16 protein-coding genes, 4 tRNA genes and 1 pseudogene are annotated in these 19,545 nt (G+C 59.0%); 8 read left to right on the top strand and 13 right to left on the bottom strand.

The window, feature by feature from the left end:
* Nucleotides 1–32: 32 nt before the first annotated feature.
* Complete coding sequence (locus ACYZTW_RS08480; RefSeq protein WP_462004505.1) at nt 33–2,255, bottom strand: DNA internalization-related competence protein ComEC/Rec2; 2,223 nt, start codon at nt 2,253–2,255, stop codon at nt 33–35.
* Between the two features lie 135 nt (nt 2,256–2,390).
* Between ACYZTW_RS08480 and ACYZTW_RS08475 the strand changes: the two genes are divergently transcribed.
* A complete protein-coding gene (locus ACYZTW_RS08475) occupies nt 2,391–2,909 on the top strand; it encodes a DUF2062 domain-containing protein (RefSeq protein ID WP_462004504.1) in 519 nt (172 codons plus the stop codon).
* 113 nt (nt 2,910–3,022) lie between these two features.
* Here ACYZTW_RS08475 and ACYZTW_RS08470 read toward each other — a convergent pair whose 3' ends face one another.
* From ACYZTW_RS08470 to ACYZTW_RS08455, 4 genes are all read right to left on the bottom strand, one after another.
* Nucleotides 3,023–3,802, bottom strand: coding sequence for an ABC transporter permease (locus ACYZTW_RS08470; RefSeq protein WP_462004503.1), 780 nt, complete (start codon nt 3,800–3,802; stop codon nt 3,023–3,025).
* Nucleotides 3,799–4,731 (bottom strand): ABC transporter ATP-binding protein, encoded by a 933-nt coding sequence (locus ACYZTW_RS08465; RefSeq protein ID WP_462004502.1) that lies wholly within the window; start codon nt 4,729–4,731, stop codon nt 3,799–3,801. Before ACYZTW_RS08465 ends, ACYZTW_RS08470 begins: the two co-directional genes overlap by 4 nt.
* A gap of 133 nt (nt 4,732–4,864) precedes the next feature.
* Nucleotides 4,865–5,488, bottom strand: coding sequence for a glutathione S-transferase family protein (locus tag ACYZTW_RS08460; RefSeq protein ID WP_462004501.1), 624 nt, complete (start codon nt 5,486–5,488; stop codon nt 4,865–4,867).
* Between the two features lie 43 nt (nt 5,489–5,531).
* A complete protein-coding gene (locus ACYZTW_RS08455; protein ID WP_462004500.1) occupies nt 5,532–6,191 on the bottom strand; it encodes a transglutaminase-like domain-containing protein in 660 nt (219 codons plus the stop codon).
* A 249-nt stretch (nt 6,192–6,440) separates the two neighbouring features.
* Between ACYZTW_RS08455 and ACYZTW_RS08450 the strand changes: the two genes are divergently transcribed.
* Nucleotides 6,441–8,888 carry an acyl-CoA dehydrogenase gene (locus tag ACYZTW_RS08450; RefSeq protein ID WP_462004499.1) on the top strand — a complete coding sequence of 816 codons (2,448 nt, stop codon included), beginning with the start codon at nt 6,441–6,443 and terminating at the stop codon, nt 8,886–8,888.
* Nucleotides 8,889–8,953: 65 nt separating this feature from the next.
* The gene (locus tag ACYZTW_RS08445; RefSeq protein ID WP_008152400.1) at nt 8,954–9,361 is read left to right on the top strand and encodes a PA2817 family protein; all 408 of its coding nucleotides are present in this window, start codon (nt 8,954–8,956) and stop codon (nt 9,359–9,361) included.
* 101 nt (nt 9,362–9,462) lie between these two features.
* On the opposite strand, the gene ACYZTW_RS08440 is transcribed toward ACYZTW_RS08445, so the two are convergent.
* Nucleotides 9,463–10,461, bottom strand: coding sequence for a LysR family transcriptional regulator (locus tag ACYZTW_RS08440; protein ID WP_462004498.1), 999 nt, complete (start codon nt 10,459–10,461; stop codon nt 9,463–9,465).
* Between the two features lie 91 nt (nt 10,462–10,552).
* Between ACYZTW_RS08440 and ACYZTW_RS08435 the strand changes: the two genes are divergently transcribed.
* The 4 genes from ACYZTW_RS08435 (at nt 10,553) to ACYZTW_RS08420 (ending at nt 14,619) form a co-directional block, all read left to right on the top strand.
* Entirely contained in the window at nt 10,553–11,179 is a 627-nt protein-coding gene (locus ACYZTW_RS08435) for an alanyl-tRNA editing protein (protein WP_462004496.1), read from the top strand.
* Nucleotides 11,180–11,271: 92 nt separating this feature from the next.
* Nucleotides 11,272–12,042: a 2OG-Fe(II) oxygenase gene (locus ACYZTW_RS08430; protein ID WP_462004495.1), complete on the top strand. Its 771-nt coding sequence runs from the start codon at nt 11,272–11,274 to the stop codon at nt 12,040–12,042.
* Nucleotide 12,043: 1 nt separating this feature from the next.
* Nucleotides 12,044–12,682, top strand: coding sequence for a LysE family translocator (locus ACYZTW_RS08425; protein WP_462004493.1), 639 nt, complete (start codon nt 12,044–12,046; stop codon nt 12,680–12,682).
* A 197-nt stretch (nt 12,683–12,879) separates the two neighbouring features.
* The gene (locus ACYZTW_RS08420; protein ID WP_462004492.1) at nt 12,880–14,619 is read left to right on the top strand and encodes a dipeptidase; all 1,740 of its coding nucleotides are present in this window, start codon (nt 12,880–12,882) and stop codon (nt 14,617–14,619) included.
* 445 nt (nt 14,620–15,064) lie between these two features.
* Here the strand turns inward: ACYZTW_RS08420 and ACYZTW_RS08415 are convergent, their stop codons facing one another.
* The 5 genes from ACYZTW_RS08415 to ACYZTW_RS08395 all read right to left on the bottom strand — a co-directional run bounded on the left by ACYZTW_RS08415 (nt 15,065) and on the right by ACYZTW_RS08395 (nt 16,773).
* Nucleotides 15,065–16,165: an IS110 family RNA-guided transposase gene (locus ACYZTW_RS08415; RefSeq protein ID WP_462005284.1), complete on the bottom strand. Its 1,101-nt coding sequence runs from the start codon at nt 16,163–16,165 to the stop codon at nt 15,065–15,067.
* Between the two features lie 193 nt (nt 16,166–16,358).
* A tRNA-Gly gene (locus ACYZTW_RS08410) sits at nt 16,359–16,434 on the bottom strand.
* Nucleotides 16,435–16,437: 3 nt separating this feature from the next.
* A tRNA-Glu gene (locus tag ACYZTW_RS08405) sits at nt 16,438–16,513 on the bottom strand.
* Between the two features lie 105 nt (nt 16,514–16,618).
* Nucleotides 16,619–16,694 (bottom strand) — tRNA-Gly (locus tag ACYZTW_RS08400).
* Nucleotides 16,695–16,697: 3 nt separating this feature from the next.
* Nucleotides 16,698–16,773, bottom strand: a tRNA-Glu gene (locus tag ACYZTW_RS08395).
* A gap of 393 nt (nt 16,774–17,166) precedes the next feature.
* Here ACYZTW_RS08395 and ACYZTW_RS08390 point away from each other — a divergent pair.
* Nucleotides 17,167–17,925, top strand: a complete 759-nt coding sequence (locus ACYZTW_RS08390; RefSeq protein ID WP_046054392.1) for a hypothetical protein — start codon at nt 17,167–17,169, stop codon at nt 17,923–17,925.
* Nucleotides 17,926–18,486: 561 nt separating this feature from the next.
* Here the strand turns inward: ACYZTW_RS08390 and ACYZTW_RS08385 are convergent.
* Both ACYZTW_RS08385 and ACYZTW_RS08380 read right to left on the bottom strand, forming a co-directional pair.
* Nucleotides 18,487–19,350 carry a methyl-accepting chemotaxis protein gene (locus ACYZTW_RS08385; RefSeq protein WP_375154723.1) on the bottom strand — a complete coding sequence of 288 codons (864 nt, stop codon included), beginning with the start codon at nt 19,348–19,350 and terminating at the stop codon, nt 18,487–18,489.
* A pseudogene (locus ACYZTW_RS08380) lies at nt 19,348–19,512 on the bottom strand (HAMP domain-containing protein); the annotation flags it as partial. The gene ACYZTW_RS08385 and the pseudogene ACYZTW_RS08380, both read right to left, overlap by 3 nt.
* Nucleotides 19,513–19,545: the final 33 nt, after the last annotated feature.

Raw genomic sequence — 19,545 nt, 5'->3', positions numbered from 1 at the left:
GTCGCATCCGGTCGGGCTTTAATCACTCCGAGTCATTGCGCAGAGCGCCAGAAACGCCGTTCTTGACGCATCGTCCATGGCGGCTTGAAGTGTCCCAGTTGCAGACGGATGGCACCCTGTTCGGCGCTGTCATGGATCGATATGCCGCGCTTTTGATAGCGCGCCATGATCGTAGGATGGGGATGACCGAATGAATTGCCCTGGCCGCGGGAGATCAGCACTGCTTTGGGTTGCAGCCCGGTAAGCAGCGCCATCGATGATGAACTGCGACTGCCGTGGTGCGGCGCCTGCAACCAATCGGTGGTGACGGCCAACGGACTGTCGAGCAGCGCCCGCTCGGCTGCGGCGTCTATATCACCGGTCAGTAACATACGCTCACCGTTGGCTTCGATCTGCAGGACGCAGGATTTTTGATTGCTGTCGCGGGCGGAAGACCATTGCCAGAGCTGGAACCTCACATCATCCCAGACCCATTGCTTGCCGCTCTCGCAGCCTTCTGCCTGCAACTCGGCCGGCAGCGCCAGGGGATCGCCACTGACCACCCGTTTCACCGGCAGGCCATTGGCAACGGCCCGGGCGCCGCCCGCATGATCGGCGTCGGCATGGCTGATCAGCATCAAATCGAGCCCCTCCACACCCAGTTTGCGTAATGACGGCAGCACCACCCGCTCGCCCAGGTCGAAATCGCCGAAACGTGGCCCGGTGTCATACAACAGCGTGTGATGGCGGGTGCGCACCAGGATGGCCAAACCCTGGCCGACATCCAGCTGCCAGATTTCGGCCATGCCTTCAGGCAAGACGTGCCGGGGTGGAAAAACCAGCAACAACAGCATCGGCCAACCCAACGAGCGAAATGGCACACCTCGAGGCATTAATAGTAGAAAGGCACCGAGTGTGCCGAGTGCCCATATCCACAACGGGATCGCCACCGGCACCCACGCGGGCAAATGCCCGGCCATCAGCGTCAGGCACTTGAACAAAAGATCGATCAAACCTCCTGCCAACCACAGCAGCCCTTCGCCCACGTAAGGAAGAGGTAAAAACAACGTACCCAGCAATGCCGGAGGTAGCACGACCAGACTGATCCACGGCACCGCCAGCAAATTGGCCACCGGCCCGCTGAGACTGATCGGCAACCCGAGCACCAGCAGCAACGGGCACAGACCGATCGCGATCAGCCATTGGGCGCGGGTCCAGGTTTGCCACCAACGCCATGGGCCCAGCCGACCACCGAAGGTGAAGATCAACACCGCCACCGCTGCGAATGACAACCAGAAACCCGGTTGCAGACTCGCCAGCGGGTCGAGCAGCAAAACGCCGTCGAGCGCCAGCAACAGCGGCCACCAGGCGCCGAGGTGACGAAATCGCAGGCGCCACAACAGCACCAGGCCGATCATCACGCAGGCCCGCCGCACCGGCACCTCGAAACCGGCCAGCAGCCCGTAACCAAGCGCCGCCGCGAACGCCAGTCCACAGGCCCACGGCAGCCAAGGCAAGCGTTTCGGCCACAGGCCATAACGGGCCAGTCCGGCGATCAGCAGATACACCAGCCCTGCCAACAAACCGACGTGCTGTCCGGAAATCACCAACAGATGGACGGTGCCAGTGTCTTGCAGCACTTGCCAATCTTCGCGACTCAGCCCGCCGCCATCCCCCAGCACCAACGCCGTCAGCGCACCCGTTCGCCCCTGGGCATCCACGGCCTGCAAACGCTGGCGAATGCCGTCGCGCCAGGCCCACCGGGCCTCCATCAGCCGCTCGCCAGCCTTGACCGTCCCCGTAGCGCCGATGCGTTGCGCCAGCAGCCAGGCGTCGTAATCGAAGGCATGGGGATTGAGCAGCCCCGCAGGACGCTTCAACTTGACCGCCAGTCGCCATTGTTCGCCGCTGTTGACCGGCGGCCCGTCATACCAGGCCAGGCGCAGCAGTTGCGGCACCTTGCCGTGTCGCGACCGGGCGTCCGCCAACTCAAAGCGCACGGCTGCCTCATTGTTCTGGGGCAATCCCGTCACCCGACCTTCAACCCAACGGGTTTCGCCATCGAGGCTCATCGGCAACCGATCATCCAGCGCCCACTGTGCATTCGCGCATGCCCAACTGAAGCCGAACAGCAAAAATGCCAGTGGATAGCTGCGAAACGGCAGCAACATCAAACCGATCACCGGCAGCAACATCCATAACCAGACCGGCGGTAATACCGGTAAAAAACGCAGGATCAACAGACCCAACGCCAGCGCCATCATCCCTGTGCGCATACGCCCGTCCTTGAGAGTCCCCTCCTAGGCATAGCCGGCTAACCGCACGGGCATCGTTATTAATTGTCACAAAGTCTGAATGGGCGGTGCATAGAATCCAGACATACTTGCCGCCTTAACCGACCGAGAAGCCTTATGCCCCGGCGCTTATTCAAACGTTATATGCCAGACCCGACCAGCATCAGGGAACACAAGTCCTTACGCTTTCTCGGCACCCTGCTGCATGACCCGAACCTCTGGCACCTCAACCGCCATTCCGTCGCACGGGCCATGGCTGTTGGTCTGTTCGCGGCGTTCCTGCCGATTCCGTTGCAGATGCTGGTCGCCGCCATTCTCGCCATCATGGTGCGCGGCAACCTGCCGATTGCGGTCAGCCTGGTCTGGCTGACCAACCCGATCACCATGCCGGCGGTGTTCTTTTGCACTTACCAGACCGGTGCCTGGCTGATGGACGTTCCTACCCGCCATTTGCCGGACGAGCTGACCTGGGAATGGATCAGCGGTGAACTCTCTTCCCTCTGGCAGCCGTTTTTGCTCGGTTCAGTGGTGACGGGGCTGGTGCTGGGTGCGCTCGCCTATTGCCTGACCATGATGTACTGGCGCTGGTGGGTTGGGCGGCAGTGGAAGCGGCGCAAGAAAAACCGGATGCAGTAAACGCAAAACGGCCTCCATTTTTTGGAGGCCGTTTTTTTGTGGTGCCTGGGCTGTCGCCTTCGCGAGCAGGCTCCGGGCGGCGTTCCGACGAAGAAGGCGACGCGGTCGTCCTTTTAGGTACGCATCCCGCGACCGCTGACCAGCAGCCGTGTGCAACCGATGTACAACACCACGGTCGCCACCAGCATGAAGGTGATCGCCACGCTGATCTTGATGTCCGAAACGCCAAGAATACCGTAACGGAACGCGTTGACCATGTGCAGCACCGGGTTGGCCAGGGACACGGTCTGCCAGAACGGCGGCAGCAAGGAAATCGAGTAGAACACCCCGCCCAGGTAGGTCAGCGGTGTCAGCACAAACGTCGGGATGATCGAGATGTCATCGAAGTTGCGCGCAAACACGGCGTTGATGAAGCCCAGCAGCGAGAAGATCGTCGCCGTCAGCACCACCACCAGAATGGTCACGCCCAGGTGATGCACCTGCAAATGGGTGAAGAACAGCGACAGCAGGGTCACGATGATCCCGACCATCAAGCCGCGCAGCACGCCGCCCAGGGTGTAGCCGATCAGAATCGTATGCGGCGATACCGGCGACACCATCAATTCTTCGATGGAACGCTGGAACTTGCTGCCGAAGAAACTCGAAACCACGTTGCCGTAGGAGTTGGTGATCACCGACATCATGATCAGCCCCGGCACGATGTACTCCATGTAGGTGAAACCACCCATGTCACCGATCTGCCGGCCGATCAGATTGCCGAAGATCACGAAGTACAGAACCATGGTGATTGCCGGCGGCAGCAGCGTCTGTGGCCAGATCCGGGTAAAGCGTTTGACCTCTCGGTAAACGATGGTATTGAGGGCAACGAGGTTGGGTTGCAGCTCGGAACTCATACCGCCACCTTCGACAGATTTTTCTCCACCAGGGACACGAACAACTCCTCGAGGCGATTGGTTTTGTTACGCAGGCTCAGCACTTCGATGTTCTGCTGCGCCAATTGGGTGAACAGCGCGGTGATGCCCATGGCCTTGTCGACCTGAACTTCAAGGGTGTGGCTGTCGAGCAGCTTGGTCGGGTAGCCGAGCAACTGCGGCGCGGTGTGCACTGTGTTTTTGAGGTCGAGCAGGAACGTTTCCACATGCAGTTGGCTGAGCAACTGTTTCATGCTGGTGTTCTCGACGATGGTGCCGTGATCGATGATGCCGATGTTGCGGCACAACTGCTCAGCCTCTTCCAGGTAGTGGGTGGTGAGGATGATGGTGATGCCTTTCTTGTTCAGCTCGGTGAGGAAGGTCCACATCGAGCGACGCAGTTCGATGTCCACACCCGCTGTCGGTTCGTCGAGGATCAGCAGGCGCGGTTCGTGAACCAGCGCACGGGCGATCATCAGGCGACGCTTCATGCCACCGGACAGTGAACGCGACGGGACATCGCGCTTGTCCCACAGACCCAGTTGGGTCAGGTATTGCTCGGCGCGTTCCTTGGCGATTTTCGGCGGGATGCCGTAGTAACCGGCCTGTGTCACGACGATATCGAAGGTTTTTTCGAACTGGTTGAAGTTGAATTCCTGAGGCACTACGCCGATGGAGCGCTTGAGCTGCGCAGGATTCTTGTCCAGGTCGTGACCGAAAATATTCACCGTCCCGCTGGTCTTGTTCACCAGGGTCGAGAGAATGCCGATGGTGGTGGATTTGCCGGCGCCGTTAGGGCCGAGCAAGGCGAAAAAGTCACCTTCGGCGACGTCCAGATCGATACCACTCAAGGCCTGGAAACCGTTGCCGTAGGTTTTGGTTAGCTGCCGGATGGACAGAGCGGAACTCATATCGGATTTACGCACCAAGAAGGGAGGAAAGGGACAAATAAGGGCGGGCGGCGACTAATACAACCGCGGCGCAGGAGCGCAATGGTGCTTGTCGCCGCCACACAAGTACAGTCAAGTGTGTCGATAGTGAGTATTAAGTCAACGCGGTCATAACGGCTTTCTGATACGCCGGACGCTGTTTCAGGCGTGCGTACCAAGCTTGCAGATGAGGCTGTGGTGCGCGCTCGATCGGCATCTCGAACCAGGCATAAATGAAACTGCCCAGAGGAATGTCGCCCATGCCGATCTCATCGCCGGACAGGTACGGTTGGGTCGCCAGCACCTGATCGGCCATGGACAACAGGCCATCGCACTCCTTGATCGCGGCGTTGATGGCCGGCCAGTCCTGTTGACTTTCCGGTGTGCGTAGCACGCCCCAGAACACCGTTCGGAAAGGGCCGGCAAAACTTGAAGTGGTCCAGTCCATCCACTTGTCGGCAGAGGCCCTGGCCTGCAGATCTTCTGGATACCAGGCGGTGCCGTTGGCGTGGCGAGCCATCAGGTAACGCACGATGGCGTTGGATTCCCACAGCACGAAACCATCGTCTTCAATCACCGGCACGCGACCATTGGGGTTCATCGCGCGGTACTGCGGCGTATCGACAACACCAAAGGCGCCGCCGGCGTCGATGGCTTCATAGGCCAGGCCCAGCTCCTCGGCGGCCCACAAAGGTTTTCTGACATTCGACGAGTTTTTCCGACCCCAGATCTTCAGCATGACCGCCTCTTTATGGATGAATGCGCAGGCAGCATACGCCGGATCAGGCGCGACTCAAATCGCTCTGCATGTCACCCAGCTGCACGGGCGTTTTGTCGCTGAATAGATGCGGATAGCACTTCTCCAGGTGCTCGAAAAAGAACGCTTCAGGCACGTCGGTGAACTGGCCGTGGTCGATCAGGTACTCCATCAACTGCTCGCCGTCGCGATTGAACGGATGGAAAACGCTGTCGTTGATGCCGTCGAATTCCAGTGGTGCGACATTGAACAGTTCGCACAAGCCTTGGTTGAACGCTGGCGTGGCTTTGACCCAGCGATCGTTTAGATACAGCTCCGTATAGCCGTGCATGGCGAACACATCGCTTTTGAGCAACTCGAGCAACCGCGGCGTCGACAAATGATTGCGCACGTCCGCCAGACCGATCCGGGCGGGAATTCCGCAATGCCGGGCTGCACCTGCCAGCAGTGTGGCTTTGGGTACGCAGTAACTCTCCCCCGCGGCCAACGCATAACTGCCGCGCAAGGTGCCCGGGTCGCGACTGAAGGTGTAAGGGTTGTAACGCACGGCTTCGCGCACGGCGTAATAGAGATTGATCGCCTGCTCTAGAGGATCGCGACGGCTGCCGCGATGTTTTTCGGCGAACTCCACCACCGACGGGTGGTCACTATCGATGAAGCGGCCGGGACTCAGATACTCGTGCATGAGAACAATCTCCTGGGGAAGCCACGAGTCTAGCGACACGTTCAGCACAGAGATAACGACGTTTCGGCCAAACATGGACGCTTTGCCGCCCGCCCAACGAACGATTTCCGCGGCCTGTTGCCCACCGGGCCTACAAAACTCATCCATGGTTTCCCACGAATTCAATCACATCGCTCTGACCCCCCTCTTTTGCGGATGCCGTCTAAGCTCTGAAAGTTGGTTTTGCCCTGGTTTCACGGAGGATTAAATATGCTGCTGTTGTGGATACTGGTTCTGGTTGTCGGGATTGCGTATTTAGCCCACCGTCGTATCGCCCCGCTGCCCGCGCTGTGCGTCGTTGCCGTTTACGTGGTGGCGATGGGCGCTTTCAGCCGCGCGCCAGGCTGGTTGCTGCTGGTTCTCTGGGTGTTGATCGCGGCGGTCGCAGCGCCCTTGTTGTTGCCCGACCTGCGCCGCAAATGTTTCAGCGCGCCGCTGTTCGGCTGGTTCCAGAAAACCCTGCCGCCGATGTCGCAAACCGAGCGCGATGCGATCGATGCCGGCACGGTGTGGTGGGATGGCGAACTGTTCAGCGGTCGCCCGGACTGGAACAAACTGCTGTCCTATCCAAAAGCGCAGCTGAATGAAGAGGAACAGGCCTTCATCGACGGCCCGACCGAAGAACTCTGCGCCATGGTCAGCGACTGGCAGATCGGTCAAACCATGGACCTGCCTCCCGAAGCCTGGGCCCACATCAAGGAAAACGGCTTCTTCGCCCTGATCATTCCCAAGGAGTTCGGCGGCAAGGGTTTCTCCGCCTATGCCCACTCCCAGGTGGCGATGAAACTGGCGACCCGCAGCGGCGACCTTGCCTCTACCGTGATGGTCCCCAACTCCCTCGGCCCGGCCGAACTGCTGCTGCATTACGGCACCGACGAGCAACGCAACCATTACCTGCCACGACTGGCGCGCGGTGACGACATCCCGTGCTTCGCACTGACCGGACCACTGGCGGGTTCCGACGCCGGTGCCATGCCCGACACCGGGGTGATCTGCAAAGGTGAATGGGAAGGCAAGGAAACCTTGGGCCTGCGTCTGAACTGGGAAAAGCGTTACATCACGCTGGGCCCAGTCGCCACCCTGCTCGGCCTCGCGTTCAAGGCCTACGACCCGGATCACCTGCTGGGTGAGGAGGAAGACCTGGGAATCAGTCTGGCGTTGATTCCGACCGATACCGCCGGTGTGGAAATCGGGCGCCGCCACTTGCCGTTGGGCGCGTCATTCATGAACGGCCCGAACTCCGGCAAAGATGTATTCGTACCGCTGGACTTCCTCATCGGCGGCCAGGAAATGCTCGGCAAAGGCTGGATGATGCTGATGAACTGCCTGTCGGTCGGGCGTTCGATTTCGTTGCCAGCAGTCGGCACCGGCGCCGCCAAGTTCACCAGTCTGGTGACCGGCCAGTACGCTCAGGTCCGTGAACAATTCAACGTTCCACTGTCGGCCTTCGAAGGGATTCAGGAAGCGATGGCCCGTATCGGCGGCAACGCCTGGATGATGGACGCCGCGCGGATGCTCACTGCCAATGCGGTGGATTTGGGCGAGAAGCCGTCGGTGCTGTCGGCGATTCTCAAGTACCACCTCACCGAACGCGGCCGCGAGTGCATCAGCCACGCCATGGATGTTCATGGCGGCAAGGCAATCATCATGGGGCCGAACAATTACCTCGGTCGCAGCTGGAATGGCGTGCCGATCTTCATCACCGTGGAAGGCGCAAACATTCTCTCGCGCAACCTGATGATCTTCGGTCAGGGTGCGATTCGCTGCCATCCCTTCGTGCTTAAAGAAATGGCCCTCGCCGGTCGTGAAGACAAGGACCAGGCCCTCACCGAATTTGATGGGCTGCTGCTCAAGCACATCGGTTTCGCCGTGAGTAACGCCGCCAGCACGCTGGTGCTGAACCTTGGTTTCGGTCACTTCGAACACGCACCAGGCGACAAGCTCAGCCAGGGTTACTTCCGCGCCCTCAATCGCCAGGCGGCTGCGTTCGCCATGCTCGCCGACCTGAGCATGATGCTGCTGGGCGGCGAATTGAAACGACGCGAACGTCTGTCGGCGCGTCTTGGGGATGTGCTCAGCAACCTGTACCTCGCCTCCGCCGCGCTCAAGCGTTACCACGACCTCGATTCACCGGAGCACATGGCTCCGCTGTTTACCTGGGCCATGGAAGAAAGCCTGGGTCAGTCGGAACGAGCGCTGGATGAACTGCTGACCAACTTCCCGAACAAGGTGTTGGGGTGCCTGTTGCGGGTGATCGTGTTCCCGTTCGGTCGTCGTCACAAAGGGCCGTCGGACAAACTCGGCGCCGAAGTGGCGGCGGTGATCGGCCGCGCCAAGGGCGATCCGACCCTGGAAGAGTTGCTCGGCGGTTGCTACCGGCCGCAATCCACTGATGACCCGGTCGGCGCCCTGCAACATGCGTGTAACCTGCTGAGTGCCGCGCAACCGCTGCGGAAAAAGCTTCATGTCGCGCTCAAAAGCGGTCAGGTCAAACCGGTCGCCGGGGAACACACCATCGATGCAGCGCTTGAGGCTGGCGTGTTGCAGCCCGTGGAAGCGCAGACCCTGCGTGAGGCCGAAGCGGCGCGGCGCAAGGTGATTGATGTCGATGATTTCGACAAAGACGAACTCGCGCTGGCCGACGGAAAGGTCCGCTGATCCTGTAAAAATGGGCGCAGGAGCTTTATACTCCCGCGCCCGTTTTGCTCTTGAGGACTTATCTTGTGTCCAATGTCGTTGCCGATCATCTTGTCTTGCTCGACCACCTGCGCAGCATCCTGGTCGCCGTAGGTGAGGCCGAACAGGTTCCCGAAGAAAGCCATGCCTTGTTCCTGGAGCGCTTCGACGAACTGCGTGCGTTGCTGCCGGTCGACCCGATCGAAAGCCAATACCTGGGCCAGGACATTCTGTGCCAGGTGATCACCCGCTACCCGCAAATCGCCCACCTGGTCCCGCGCGACCTGCTGTGGTACTTCGCCGGTGACTGCCTGCATTACATGCCCGACGATGAAATCGACTTGTACCAGGCGCTGGAAGAACGTCGTTTCGAAGCTGAACAAAACGACGAACCGTTCGACTGGAACCAGGAAAAACAGCTGCTGGCGATGTCGAAAGACGACAGCAAGCACTGATCCTCGGTCAGAAATGCAAAAGGCCCGCATGGTTGAACATGCGGGCCTTTTTTTGCCGGGTGATGGGGGGGGTTGGGCGGACGCCTTCGCGAGCAAGCCCGTCAGAGCAACCCATCACTCTCGGGCAACTCATACTCCGCCGCGACCTTGCCCAACGCACTTGGCCTGCCTGGCTTGCTCAGGGTCGGTTCCTTTTCCAGGCACTCCACCAGATAGTCAATAAACACCCGTAATTTCGGCGGCAGATAACGCGTCGGCGAATGCAGCAACCAGGCACCGCCGTGGTATGACGCCAGAAAGGTCCAGTCCGGCAGCACCTGCACGATCAGCCCCTGCTCCAGCGCATAACGCGCGGTGAAGTACGGCAGGCTGCCAATCCCGATGTGCTGCAACACCGCCCCCAAACGCACGCCGGTGTGATTCGCCGCGTACCGTCCGCGCACACCAACGGTCACAGCCTTGGTGCCCTTCTTGAATTTCCAGCGTGCATCGCTCGGGGTTTCGCCCAGGTAGATGCAGCTGTGGTTGAGCAAGTCGTGAGGATGTGTTGGCGTGCCGTGTTCGGCCAGGTATTGCGGTGTTGCACAGAGTAAATGGTCGATGGTCAGCAGTTGCCGCCCGACCAGTCCAGCGGGCGGCCGATCAGTAATACGAATGGCCAGATCTACATTGTCGTCGATCAAATCAACCTGGCGGTCTTCGAGCAACAACTCCACATCCACTTTGGGATAACGGCGCAAAAATTCCGGCATATGCGGATGAATCACGAACCGCCCCACGGCCTTCGGCACACTGACGCGCACCAGTCCCTCCGCTTCATGGGTGAACTGACCGCTGATTTCCATCACCGACTTGGCCGCGCTGACCATCTCCTGGCAACGCTTGAACACCTCTTCGCCACCGTCGCTCAAGCGCAACTTGCGCGTGGTTCGCTGCAGCAAACGGGTGGCGAGCGCCTTCTCCAGGCGCGAAATGCTACGGCTGACCGCCGACGGTGAAGAACCCAACTGGCGAGCAGCCTCGGAGAAGCTGCCGGTCTCAACAACCTTGACGAAAATTGCCATTTCACCGAGCAACGGCAGTGGAAGATTTATGCTCACAGCGCAACAGTCCTTTGATGTTTGAACGGATTATCACGCAATTCCACGCTTCATATAATAAAAAATAGAATTGTTAATAAGGGCATGGAATATGACGCTTCGCCTCTTTTTCCATAGTGATGACCTCAAGGCCAATGTGGAAGTCCTGGATTGCACGCCCCACGAGAACGAATTTGCCGTGGTGCTGCGCGCCACATTGTTTCACCCCCAGGGCGGTGGACAGCCTTTTGACACCGGCTGGATCGGCGAAAGCCGGGTCCTGCGGGTAGTTCAGGATCCGGACCGGATCATTCATTTCGTCGACCATCCGGTAAAACCGGGCATGACCCAGATTCGGATTGACGAGCAACGCCGCCAATTCAATTCACGCATGCATTCCGCCGGCCACCTGATCGGCCACTTTGTCCAGGCATTAGGGTGGATGCCAATCAAGGCTCATCACTGGCCGGGCGAAGGCCGTGTGCAGTTCAAACCGGCAGACTCGGCAAAAGATGTTGATGCCGAGATAATTCAGCACGGCATCGAGCAGTGGATCGCCCATGATCTGCCGCGCCTGACGTCCATGCGTGAAGGCGCCCGGGAAATCGGTTTCGGTGAACTGCCCGCCTACGGCTGCGGCGGCACCCATGTACGCAGCCTGAAGGATTTGGGCACGGTCACGATCGCTTCCCTTTCACTGAAGAAGGGAACGCTGTCAGTCCACTACAGCGTGGATTGAGCATTTGGGCGATGCCGTTCCTGTCATCGCCTGACGCCGGGGGAACCTGCGGTCGCGGGTTCTGTTGACTATCTGATAGATGGACCTAAGACATGATGCTTGACGTCGAGCGTCTCGATGAGACGTGCATAAAAAAACTGGCCAACGAAGAAGTCCTCGCCATCCGCGTCAAAGGCTTGTTGCCCAAGCCGCTGGCGATTCAGATTGGCGACAAGATCCTCGCCCCTGGCTTCGAAGGCTATATCAATGCGCCGAGCATCGGCCGCATCGGCATGGCGTTTTATGAAGCGGAAAACCAGCCGCTGCTGATCGAAGATTATTTCGAACGCGCCACCCGCAACATTGCGGAATTGCGCAATCGGTGTGCGCCCTATTCGTCCCCCGTCGACACCCTGCGCTGCATGCTCGATGAATCCTGGCCGGCGGGCGCGCATCTGGAGAATCTCTACGGTCGCAAGATGTATGTCGGGCTGTCCCGGGTGGTGAAACCCGGGATCTGTTTTCTGGCCCACCACGACATTTTCGCCAAGGACGCCCCGGACAGTTACCAGGCCAGAAGCCTGGAAGCGCAGTTCGCCTGCAATGTTTACCTGAACATGCCCACCGAGGGTGGCGCACTGCAGATGTGGGACCACGACATCTCCCCGGACCAGTTCGACGAAATGCGTGGCGACAGTTACGGCATCGATCCGGTGCTGCTCGGCACTCCGGCCCTGGAGATTCTTCCCGAGCCGGGTGATTTCATCATGTTCAATTCGCGCTGCATGCACTCGGTGACACCGGGTGTGGCCGATCCGCGCTTGAGCCTTTCGTTCTTTGTCGGCTATCGCGGCAATGCTTCACCCCTTACTTTCTGGAGTTGAGATGCTTTCGAATTACCTGGGCGAGTTTCTGGCGCTGGCAACTATCCACTTTCTGGCTGTGGTCGCACCCGGTCCGGACTTCGCAGTGACCATCCGCCAGAGCGTGCGCTTCGGTCGACTGGTCGGGATTTGCACGGCGCTGGGCATCGGCGCGGGCATTTCGGTGCATGTGCTTTACACCCTGCTCGGGGTCGGCGCCCTGATGCACACCACGCCCTGGCTATTGACGGTGGCCAAGGTTGTGGGCGGTGCCTACATTCTGTACCTCGGCGTCAGCCTGTTGCGCAGTAAACCCAAAACCGTGCTGGAGGGTGACAAGGGCGCAGACGAGCCGGTTATCGAGCAAACGTTGCTGAAGGCCTTTACCACGGGTTTCCTGACCAATGCCACCAACCCCAAGGCCACGCTGTTTTTCCTGGCAATCTTCACCACCATCATCAGCGCTACGACACCGCTCAAGATTCAGGCGCTTTACGGTGTCTGGATGTGTTTTGTGAACGCACTGTGGTTTGTCATCGTCGCGCTGTTCTTTTCCAGCGCCAGGGTGCGTTTGCTGTTTATGCGCATGGGGCACTGGTTCGAACGCACGATGGGGGTGATTCTGATCCTGTTCGCCGGCCGGTTGATTCTCTCGATGTAAAACCGCCTGAAACGCAAAAGGCCCGCTCAGTCAGACTGGCGGGCCTTTTTCGTTTCTGCGCCGCTTTTGCATTTCTGTGCGACAGATCCCACTTCAGGGACTCCCCTATCGCTCCTTCGTGGTGATAGTTTGGAAAAGTTTCTGTCTCATCGATCAGAAATTTCTCACAAACTGCCTGCAAAGGAATGCCCCCAGCAATGAATTACTCACTCAAGCACCTGGCCGCGTCAACCCTGATACTGGCCAGCCTTTCGTCGTTCACCCTGACAGCGCACGCTAACATGACCCCGCAACAGAGCGTGGCCATCCTCAAGACCTTCAACGACGCATCAGTAACGGATTTCAGGCAGTTCCTGGGAGGCCTGGCCAAAAGCGACCTTGGCAAAACCGACGACCTCGGCCCGGCCATCAGTGCCTTTCTCGACAACAAGACCCTTTCCCCTGAACAGCAGAACGAGATCCATCGCCTGCTGGGCCTCTATGCGCGGGTAAAATACGGCAATGCTGCCACCGAGACCCTGCGCGAGTTGGTGACAATCCCGACCTTCCGCGTGGACGGTGTTGCCCAGCACGACAATCCCGAATTCATCAAGATCGCCGACAAGATCAAGGACCTGGCAGAGGCCTTCAACCTGAACTTTCGCAACATCGACAACCGCGTCTATGAAATATCCCTGGAAGGCAGCGGCGATGAAGTCATAGGCATTCACGCGCATGCCGATGTGGTGCCCGTGACGCCGGAGAACTGGGTCCTGAAAGACGGCACCCGACTCGATCCGTTCAAAGTCACCCTGATAGGCGACCGCCTGTATGGCCGGGGTACCGAGGATGACAAGAACGGCATCGTGGTCGCGCTCTATGCCATGAAGATCATCAAGGAAGAGAAGCTGCCGCTGGCCCGGAATTTCAAGCTGCTGGTCGACACCACCGAAGAAACCACCGGCGACGCCATCCCCTATTACTTCGAACGCAACCCGACACCCAACTACAACCTGGCGCTGGATGGCAGCTACCCGGTGGTGATTGCCGAGAAAGGCTACGGCACCGTCATGGCGAACTTTGCCAAGCGCAAGGCAGAGGGCAAGGGCGCTGAAATCGTCTCGATGACGGGCGGCATGGCCACCAACCAGATTCCGTCGACATCGGTCGCGACACTTTTGAGTAACAAGCCCGCCAAATTGGCCGCCAGCCTGCAGAAGGCCGGTGCCGATTATGCCAAGCACAACGGCGGCAATTTCGAAGTGAGCGCCAAGGTCGTCGGCAAGGACGTCAAGCTGACAGTCACCGGCGTTTCAGCCCACTCCTCCGAGCCCGAGTCAGGCGTCAATCCGGTGTCCAGAATGCTGGACTTCATCAACAGCCTCGACGGAAAAGTCGCGCTCAAGCACAACCACATTACCGATGCCGCCCGCTACGCCGCCGATAACTGGGGACTGGACTACCTGGGTGGCAAATTGGTGGTCGGCTTTTCCGATGCCTTCATGGGACCGTTGACCACTTCCCTGACCTATGTCGGGATGGATGAGAAAGCCTTCAAGCTCGCAGTAAACCTACGCGTGCCGAAGGGCAAATCCCCCGAAATGCTCAAAGCCGAAATCGCCGAAAAGCTTGGCGCCTGGAGCAAGAAGACCCACGTTGCGGTGGCCTTCGACTACTCGATCGCCGAGCCGATGTACCGCAACCCCGAGGGTGAATGGGTCAAGGCCCTGCTGGCTGTGACCAGCGAAAACCTTGGCATGGAACACACGTTCGGTACTTCCGCCGGCGCCACCTCAGTCCATGAACTGCCCAATGGCGTGCAATTTGGCTTGGCCAGACCTGAGGTCAAGTACACCGGCCACACTGACAACGAGTTCAAGACCGTTGACCAGTTCCTGTTGGATCTGCAGATCGTGACCGAGATGATGGGACGCATCGGGCAGTTGCCGAAGCTCTGATCGCTTGCCGGACCCGCCATGCTGGCGGGTCCAAACAAAAAAGGCCCCAGAGAACGACACAATCTGTAGCAGCTGGCGAAGCCTGCGTCCGGCTGCGCAGCAGTCGTGAAATCAGACGGTGCGGTGTTTCAGGAAATCCGTGCGTACAGGATTTACGACTGCTACGCAGCCGGACGCAGGCTACGCCAGCTGCTATGTATGGACTCGCCCCCACGTTCAACCCGCTTTTAAACACTGCTACCCGGTTGCATCTATGTATGAGGCCTGTTCGAGGAAGCCTTCAACGGCTTCTGGCCAACATTGGGTAAGCTCGCGGTATGCCGATTACAGTAAGGCCTCAAGGGCCAGTAGCAGCTTAGGCATCAATCCGCGACGGTCTGACCTGGGGTCAATGTTCTTAGCATGGGTTGGAGCGGCTTAACGCCCCGGTGGCAGAACTCTGTTATCAGTGACTCATCGCAGCCTCCTGGCCAGTGCCCGGCTGGCGACGATAAGTCTGGTCGTTTTGCAATAGCACCCAGAGGATGCGCAGGTTGCGGTTGGCCAAGCGCACCGCCGCCTCCTTGCGACCCAGGCGGGATATCCAACGCTGGAGACGTTGGTCGTCCGGCTGCTGTGAATCGGGTCGTAGCTGTCTTAAAACGGCATGGGCACCCTGGATCGTCAGACTGCGCAAGTAAGCATCGCCATGCTTGCTCATCTTGCCCAACCGGACCTTCTCGCCGCTGCTGTGCTGGCTGGGCACCAACCCGAAGTAGGCGGCGAACAAGCGGGCGTTGGCGAAGCGTTCAGGCTCGGTCTGCTTGGCCAACAACGCCGTGGCGATGATCGGACCAACGCCGCGCACCGTCATCAGCCGCTTCGCCGTCTCGTCCGCCTTCGCGGCTGTTTCCAGCCGACCAGTCAGCACGTTGACGCGTTCGCCCAGTTGACTCCATTCGCCCAGCAGTTCGGCGATCAGTTCGCGCAGCAAATCGGGCAACGGTTGGGTGGTATCTTCCAGTACCCGAGGCACGAGTTGGCTGATAGCTATTTCGCCCTGCGCCATGGCCACACCGTGTTCCAGCAGTAAACCGCGCATCTGATTGCCGACCGCAGTACGTCGCCGTACATATCCCTGCCGGGCCCTGTGCAGAGCCTGCATCGCCAGCGCCGCCGCACTCTTGAGCGGTACAGATGAGATCTTGCAATCGCGGCCTGCGCGCAAGATAGCCAATGCATCGTTGCGATCATTTTTCGGGCCGCTGCGATGATTGGCAACCAACTGGGCCGGCAGGATGCGCACTGGATTACCCTGCGTTTGCAGCAACCGCGCCCACGCCTGAGCGCCTGGCCCGGTTTCCACCAACACCGTCACGCTCACTGGTAGCTTATGAAGAAATACCTGAAAGGCCTCGCGTGACTTGATTCGATCCTCGAATATCACCTGACCGAGGGCATCCTCCCCGGCCACTTGAAAGACCCTTTTGGCAAGATCCACCGCAACTGTGGTGCATGCCGCCGCATCGGCTGACAAAGACTGGTTGATCGTCGTATGCTTTTTCATGGCCTCGCCCTCGCTGTCGTTGGCTTCTATAAGAATGCCACCGTGGCGCACAGACGCCTCGGCTTGGGCGAGTCCATTCAATTACAAAGTGCGTTGTCGCCTAACTGACCAACCTAAGGTTCTTTTTTGTTGTGCCATAAAAAATGCACAAACAAAAACGCCGCTCATTGCTGAGCGGCGTTTTCGTTAAATATGGAGCGGGAAACGAGACTCGAACTCGCGACCCCGACCTTGGCAAGGTCGTGCTCTACCAACTGAGCTATTCCCGCAAATGGCGTCCCCTAGGGGACTCGAACCCCTGTTACCGCCGTGAAAGGGCGGTGTCCTAGGCCACTAGACGAAGGGGACACGCTAACTGAAACACATGGTGTGTATTTCAGTGCCCAAATCCGCATCCGAAGATGCTGGTTCTGGTTTCACTCAGCGCTGCCCGAAAGCAACACTGTTTAAAATTGGAGCGGGAAACGAGACTCGAACTCGCGACCCCGACCTTGGCAAGGTCGTGCTCTACCAACTGAGCTATTCCCGCAAATGGCGTCCCCTAGGGGACTCGAACCCCTGTTACCGCCGTGAAAGGGCGGTGTCCTAGGCCACTAGACGAAGGGGACACACGTACAACATTCACTCCCTACCGCGTTTCGCTGTGTGCTTTACGCTGTAAGTGGCGCGCATTCTATGGATGGATTGAGGGGTCGTCAACCCCCAGATATAAATTTATTTAAATCAATGACTTCGCCCTGCTTTGAGACACTAATCCGGCATTTCCGTCGCCCGGCGTTTGACGCCTATATTCTGACACCCGCCAAGACGTTATAGTCCACCCACGCCAAAGATGATGGCAATGTGCGCCCCGCACGCTATTACTTATATAAGCAGGAACGCGGCCGATACAGGCAGTGCAGTAGCCGATTCAACTCGCTGAGCGGCGCTATGCGTCCCAATGCCAAGCTACTACACTCGCACGCGAACCCCATAAAGAGGTCTTACCGGTGACACCACTCATGATCACCCTGCTAGTCGTAGCCGGGATCGCACTGTTGATCGCCATTGGCTACATGAACCATGTGGTGGAAAACAATAAGCTGGAAAAGGCCCGCGCCAAGGTTGAGCTCAACGATCGTCTGCGTCGTTGCGGCGAAATCACCGAGACCTTCCCTGGCCAGTTGATGACACCGGCGCTCAAGCTGCTATTGACCCGTCTGGAATTGAACGTCTGCCAACGCCTGCTTAACCTGGAAAAAACCAGCTCCAACCTCAAGGCACGGATTGGCGAACTGAGCGCCTTGGTCGGCCAGGGCGAATCGATCCCGGTCAACAACCCGCCAGCACCGATCCAGACCGAAGCCAAAGCCAAAGACGTACGCTTCCTGCTCGAAGCCCTGCACGGCCAAATCACCCGCGCCGCACAGGACGGCTTCCTGCCGACCAACGAAGCCAAACGCTGGATCCGCGAAGTTCGCCACATCCTGGTCCTGCTGCACATCGAATTCTTCAACAACCTCGGCCAGCACGCCCTGCAACAGAACCAGCCCGGCCAGGCCCGCCTGGCGTTCGAACGCGGCGTGCAATACCTGCGCAAACAACAGGAACCCCAGGTCTACGCCGAACAGCTGGAATACCTGGAAAAACTCCTGGCTCGCGCCAACGCACAAGTCATGGACAACATCGCCCCGGTAGAAGGCGAAGTGAACCAACTGACCGAAGGCCTCAAAGACGTCGAGGCTGATGCGGACTGGAAGAAAAAAGTGATCTACGACTGACAGAGAAAGTAGAAAAGCCACCTAAGCAGGTGGCTTTTTTTTGTGTTGAGTTTGGCGTGTACACCCAGGAAAGATAGGTCGGCTATCAGGCCGCCATCGCGGGCAAGCCCGGCTCCTACAATGGAGCGGCGTACACGCTTCGCCCCTCACCACTCAACAGGCCGAGCGTTAGCTCGCCTGCAGCTTGTGATCTTGATCCACCCGCCCCTTCGGGAGGCTGAGTGGAGGTGTTCATCTGGGGGGAAGGCGCGCAGCGCCGTTCGACGCAGTCGAACACATCGAGAGGAGGTCGAAGCGAAGCCGACCGGAGGCGATGCCCCCAGATGAATGCCGGAGCGAAGGAACGCCGAGCCTAGGCGAGGGGCCGGACGCTTGGGGCGAAGCCTTTTGGTTCCTTTTTGGCGTTTGAAAAAGAGACTCGCCGTAAGGGCGAAACCATAGGCAGCCGTTACCGCAGCAATGGATATGTACACCTGAAAGAGACTGGTCGGCTGTCAGGCTGCCATCGCGGCGATGCGGCGACCCGACAAGCCCGGCTCCCACAGTTGATCGGTGTACGCCTCAAAGCCGAAAGTGCCCCACCATCCCCTTCAACTCAACCCCCAACTGCGCCAACTCAATACTGGAAGCCGCATTCCCCTGCATCGCCAACGAAGACTGATCCGCACTGGCCCGAATACTCGTGACACTGCGATTAATCTCCTCAGCCACTGAACTCTGCTCCTCGGCAGCCGCTGCGATCTGCTGGTTCATCTGCTGAATCAATGACACTGCCGCTGCGATACTCCCCAGCGCACTCTCCGTCTGCAACGCATCACTCACCGCCAGCTTCACCAGCTCGCCACTGTTCTGAATCTGCTGAACAGAAGACTGAGCCGCCGAGCGCAAGGCGCTCACCAGTCGTTCAATCTCCTCGGTCGATTGCTGAGTGCGCTTGGCCAGTGCCCGCACCTCATCGGCCACCACCGCAAAGCCCCTGCCCTGCTCGCCGGCTCGAGCCGCTTCGATAGCGGCGTTGAGGGCCAACAGATTGGTCTGTTCGGCCACACTCTTGATGACGCTCAGCACCGTACCGATATTCTGGATTTCCGCACTCAAACTTTCGATACTCGAACTGGCCGAGGTGGCTGAATCCGCCAACTGCTCGATCCGCGCCATGCTCTGGCGCACCACCTGCTGGCCACTTTCAACCTTGCCGTCCGCCGTCTGCGCCGCCTGAGCAGCTTCCTCCGCGTTACGCGCAACGTCGTGCACGGTGGCGGTCATCTGATTCATCGCGGTAGCGACCTGTTCGGTTTCTTCCTTTTGGCTGCTGACTTCAAGATTGGTCTGCTCGGTCACCGCCGACAGCGACTGCGCTGAACTGGCCAACTGCTCGATACCCGCCTGCAAACCGCTGACAATACTGCTAAGCCCCGCGCCCATCTGCTGCATGGCCTGCATCAGCTGCCCGATCTCATCACGACGGGTCACTTCAACCGTCGCACTCAAATCGCCCGAGGCAATCTGTTGAGCAACACGGATCACACTGCGCAGCGGTGCCACGATCAACCGGGTAATCACCCAGGCCGCAATCAACCCAACCATCAACGCCAGCGCCGAGGAACCAATGATCAGCAG

The organism is Pseudomonas sp. LB3P25, from assembly GCF_054897985.1.
The sequence above is the reverse complement of the archived record's forward strand: the minus strand, read 5'-3'. Positions and strand labels throughout refer to the sequence as shown.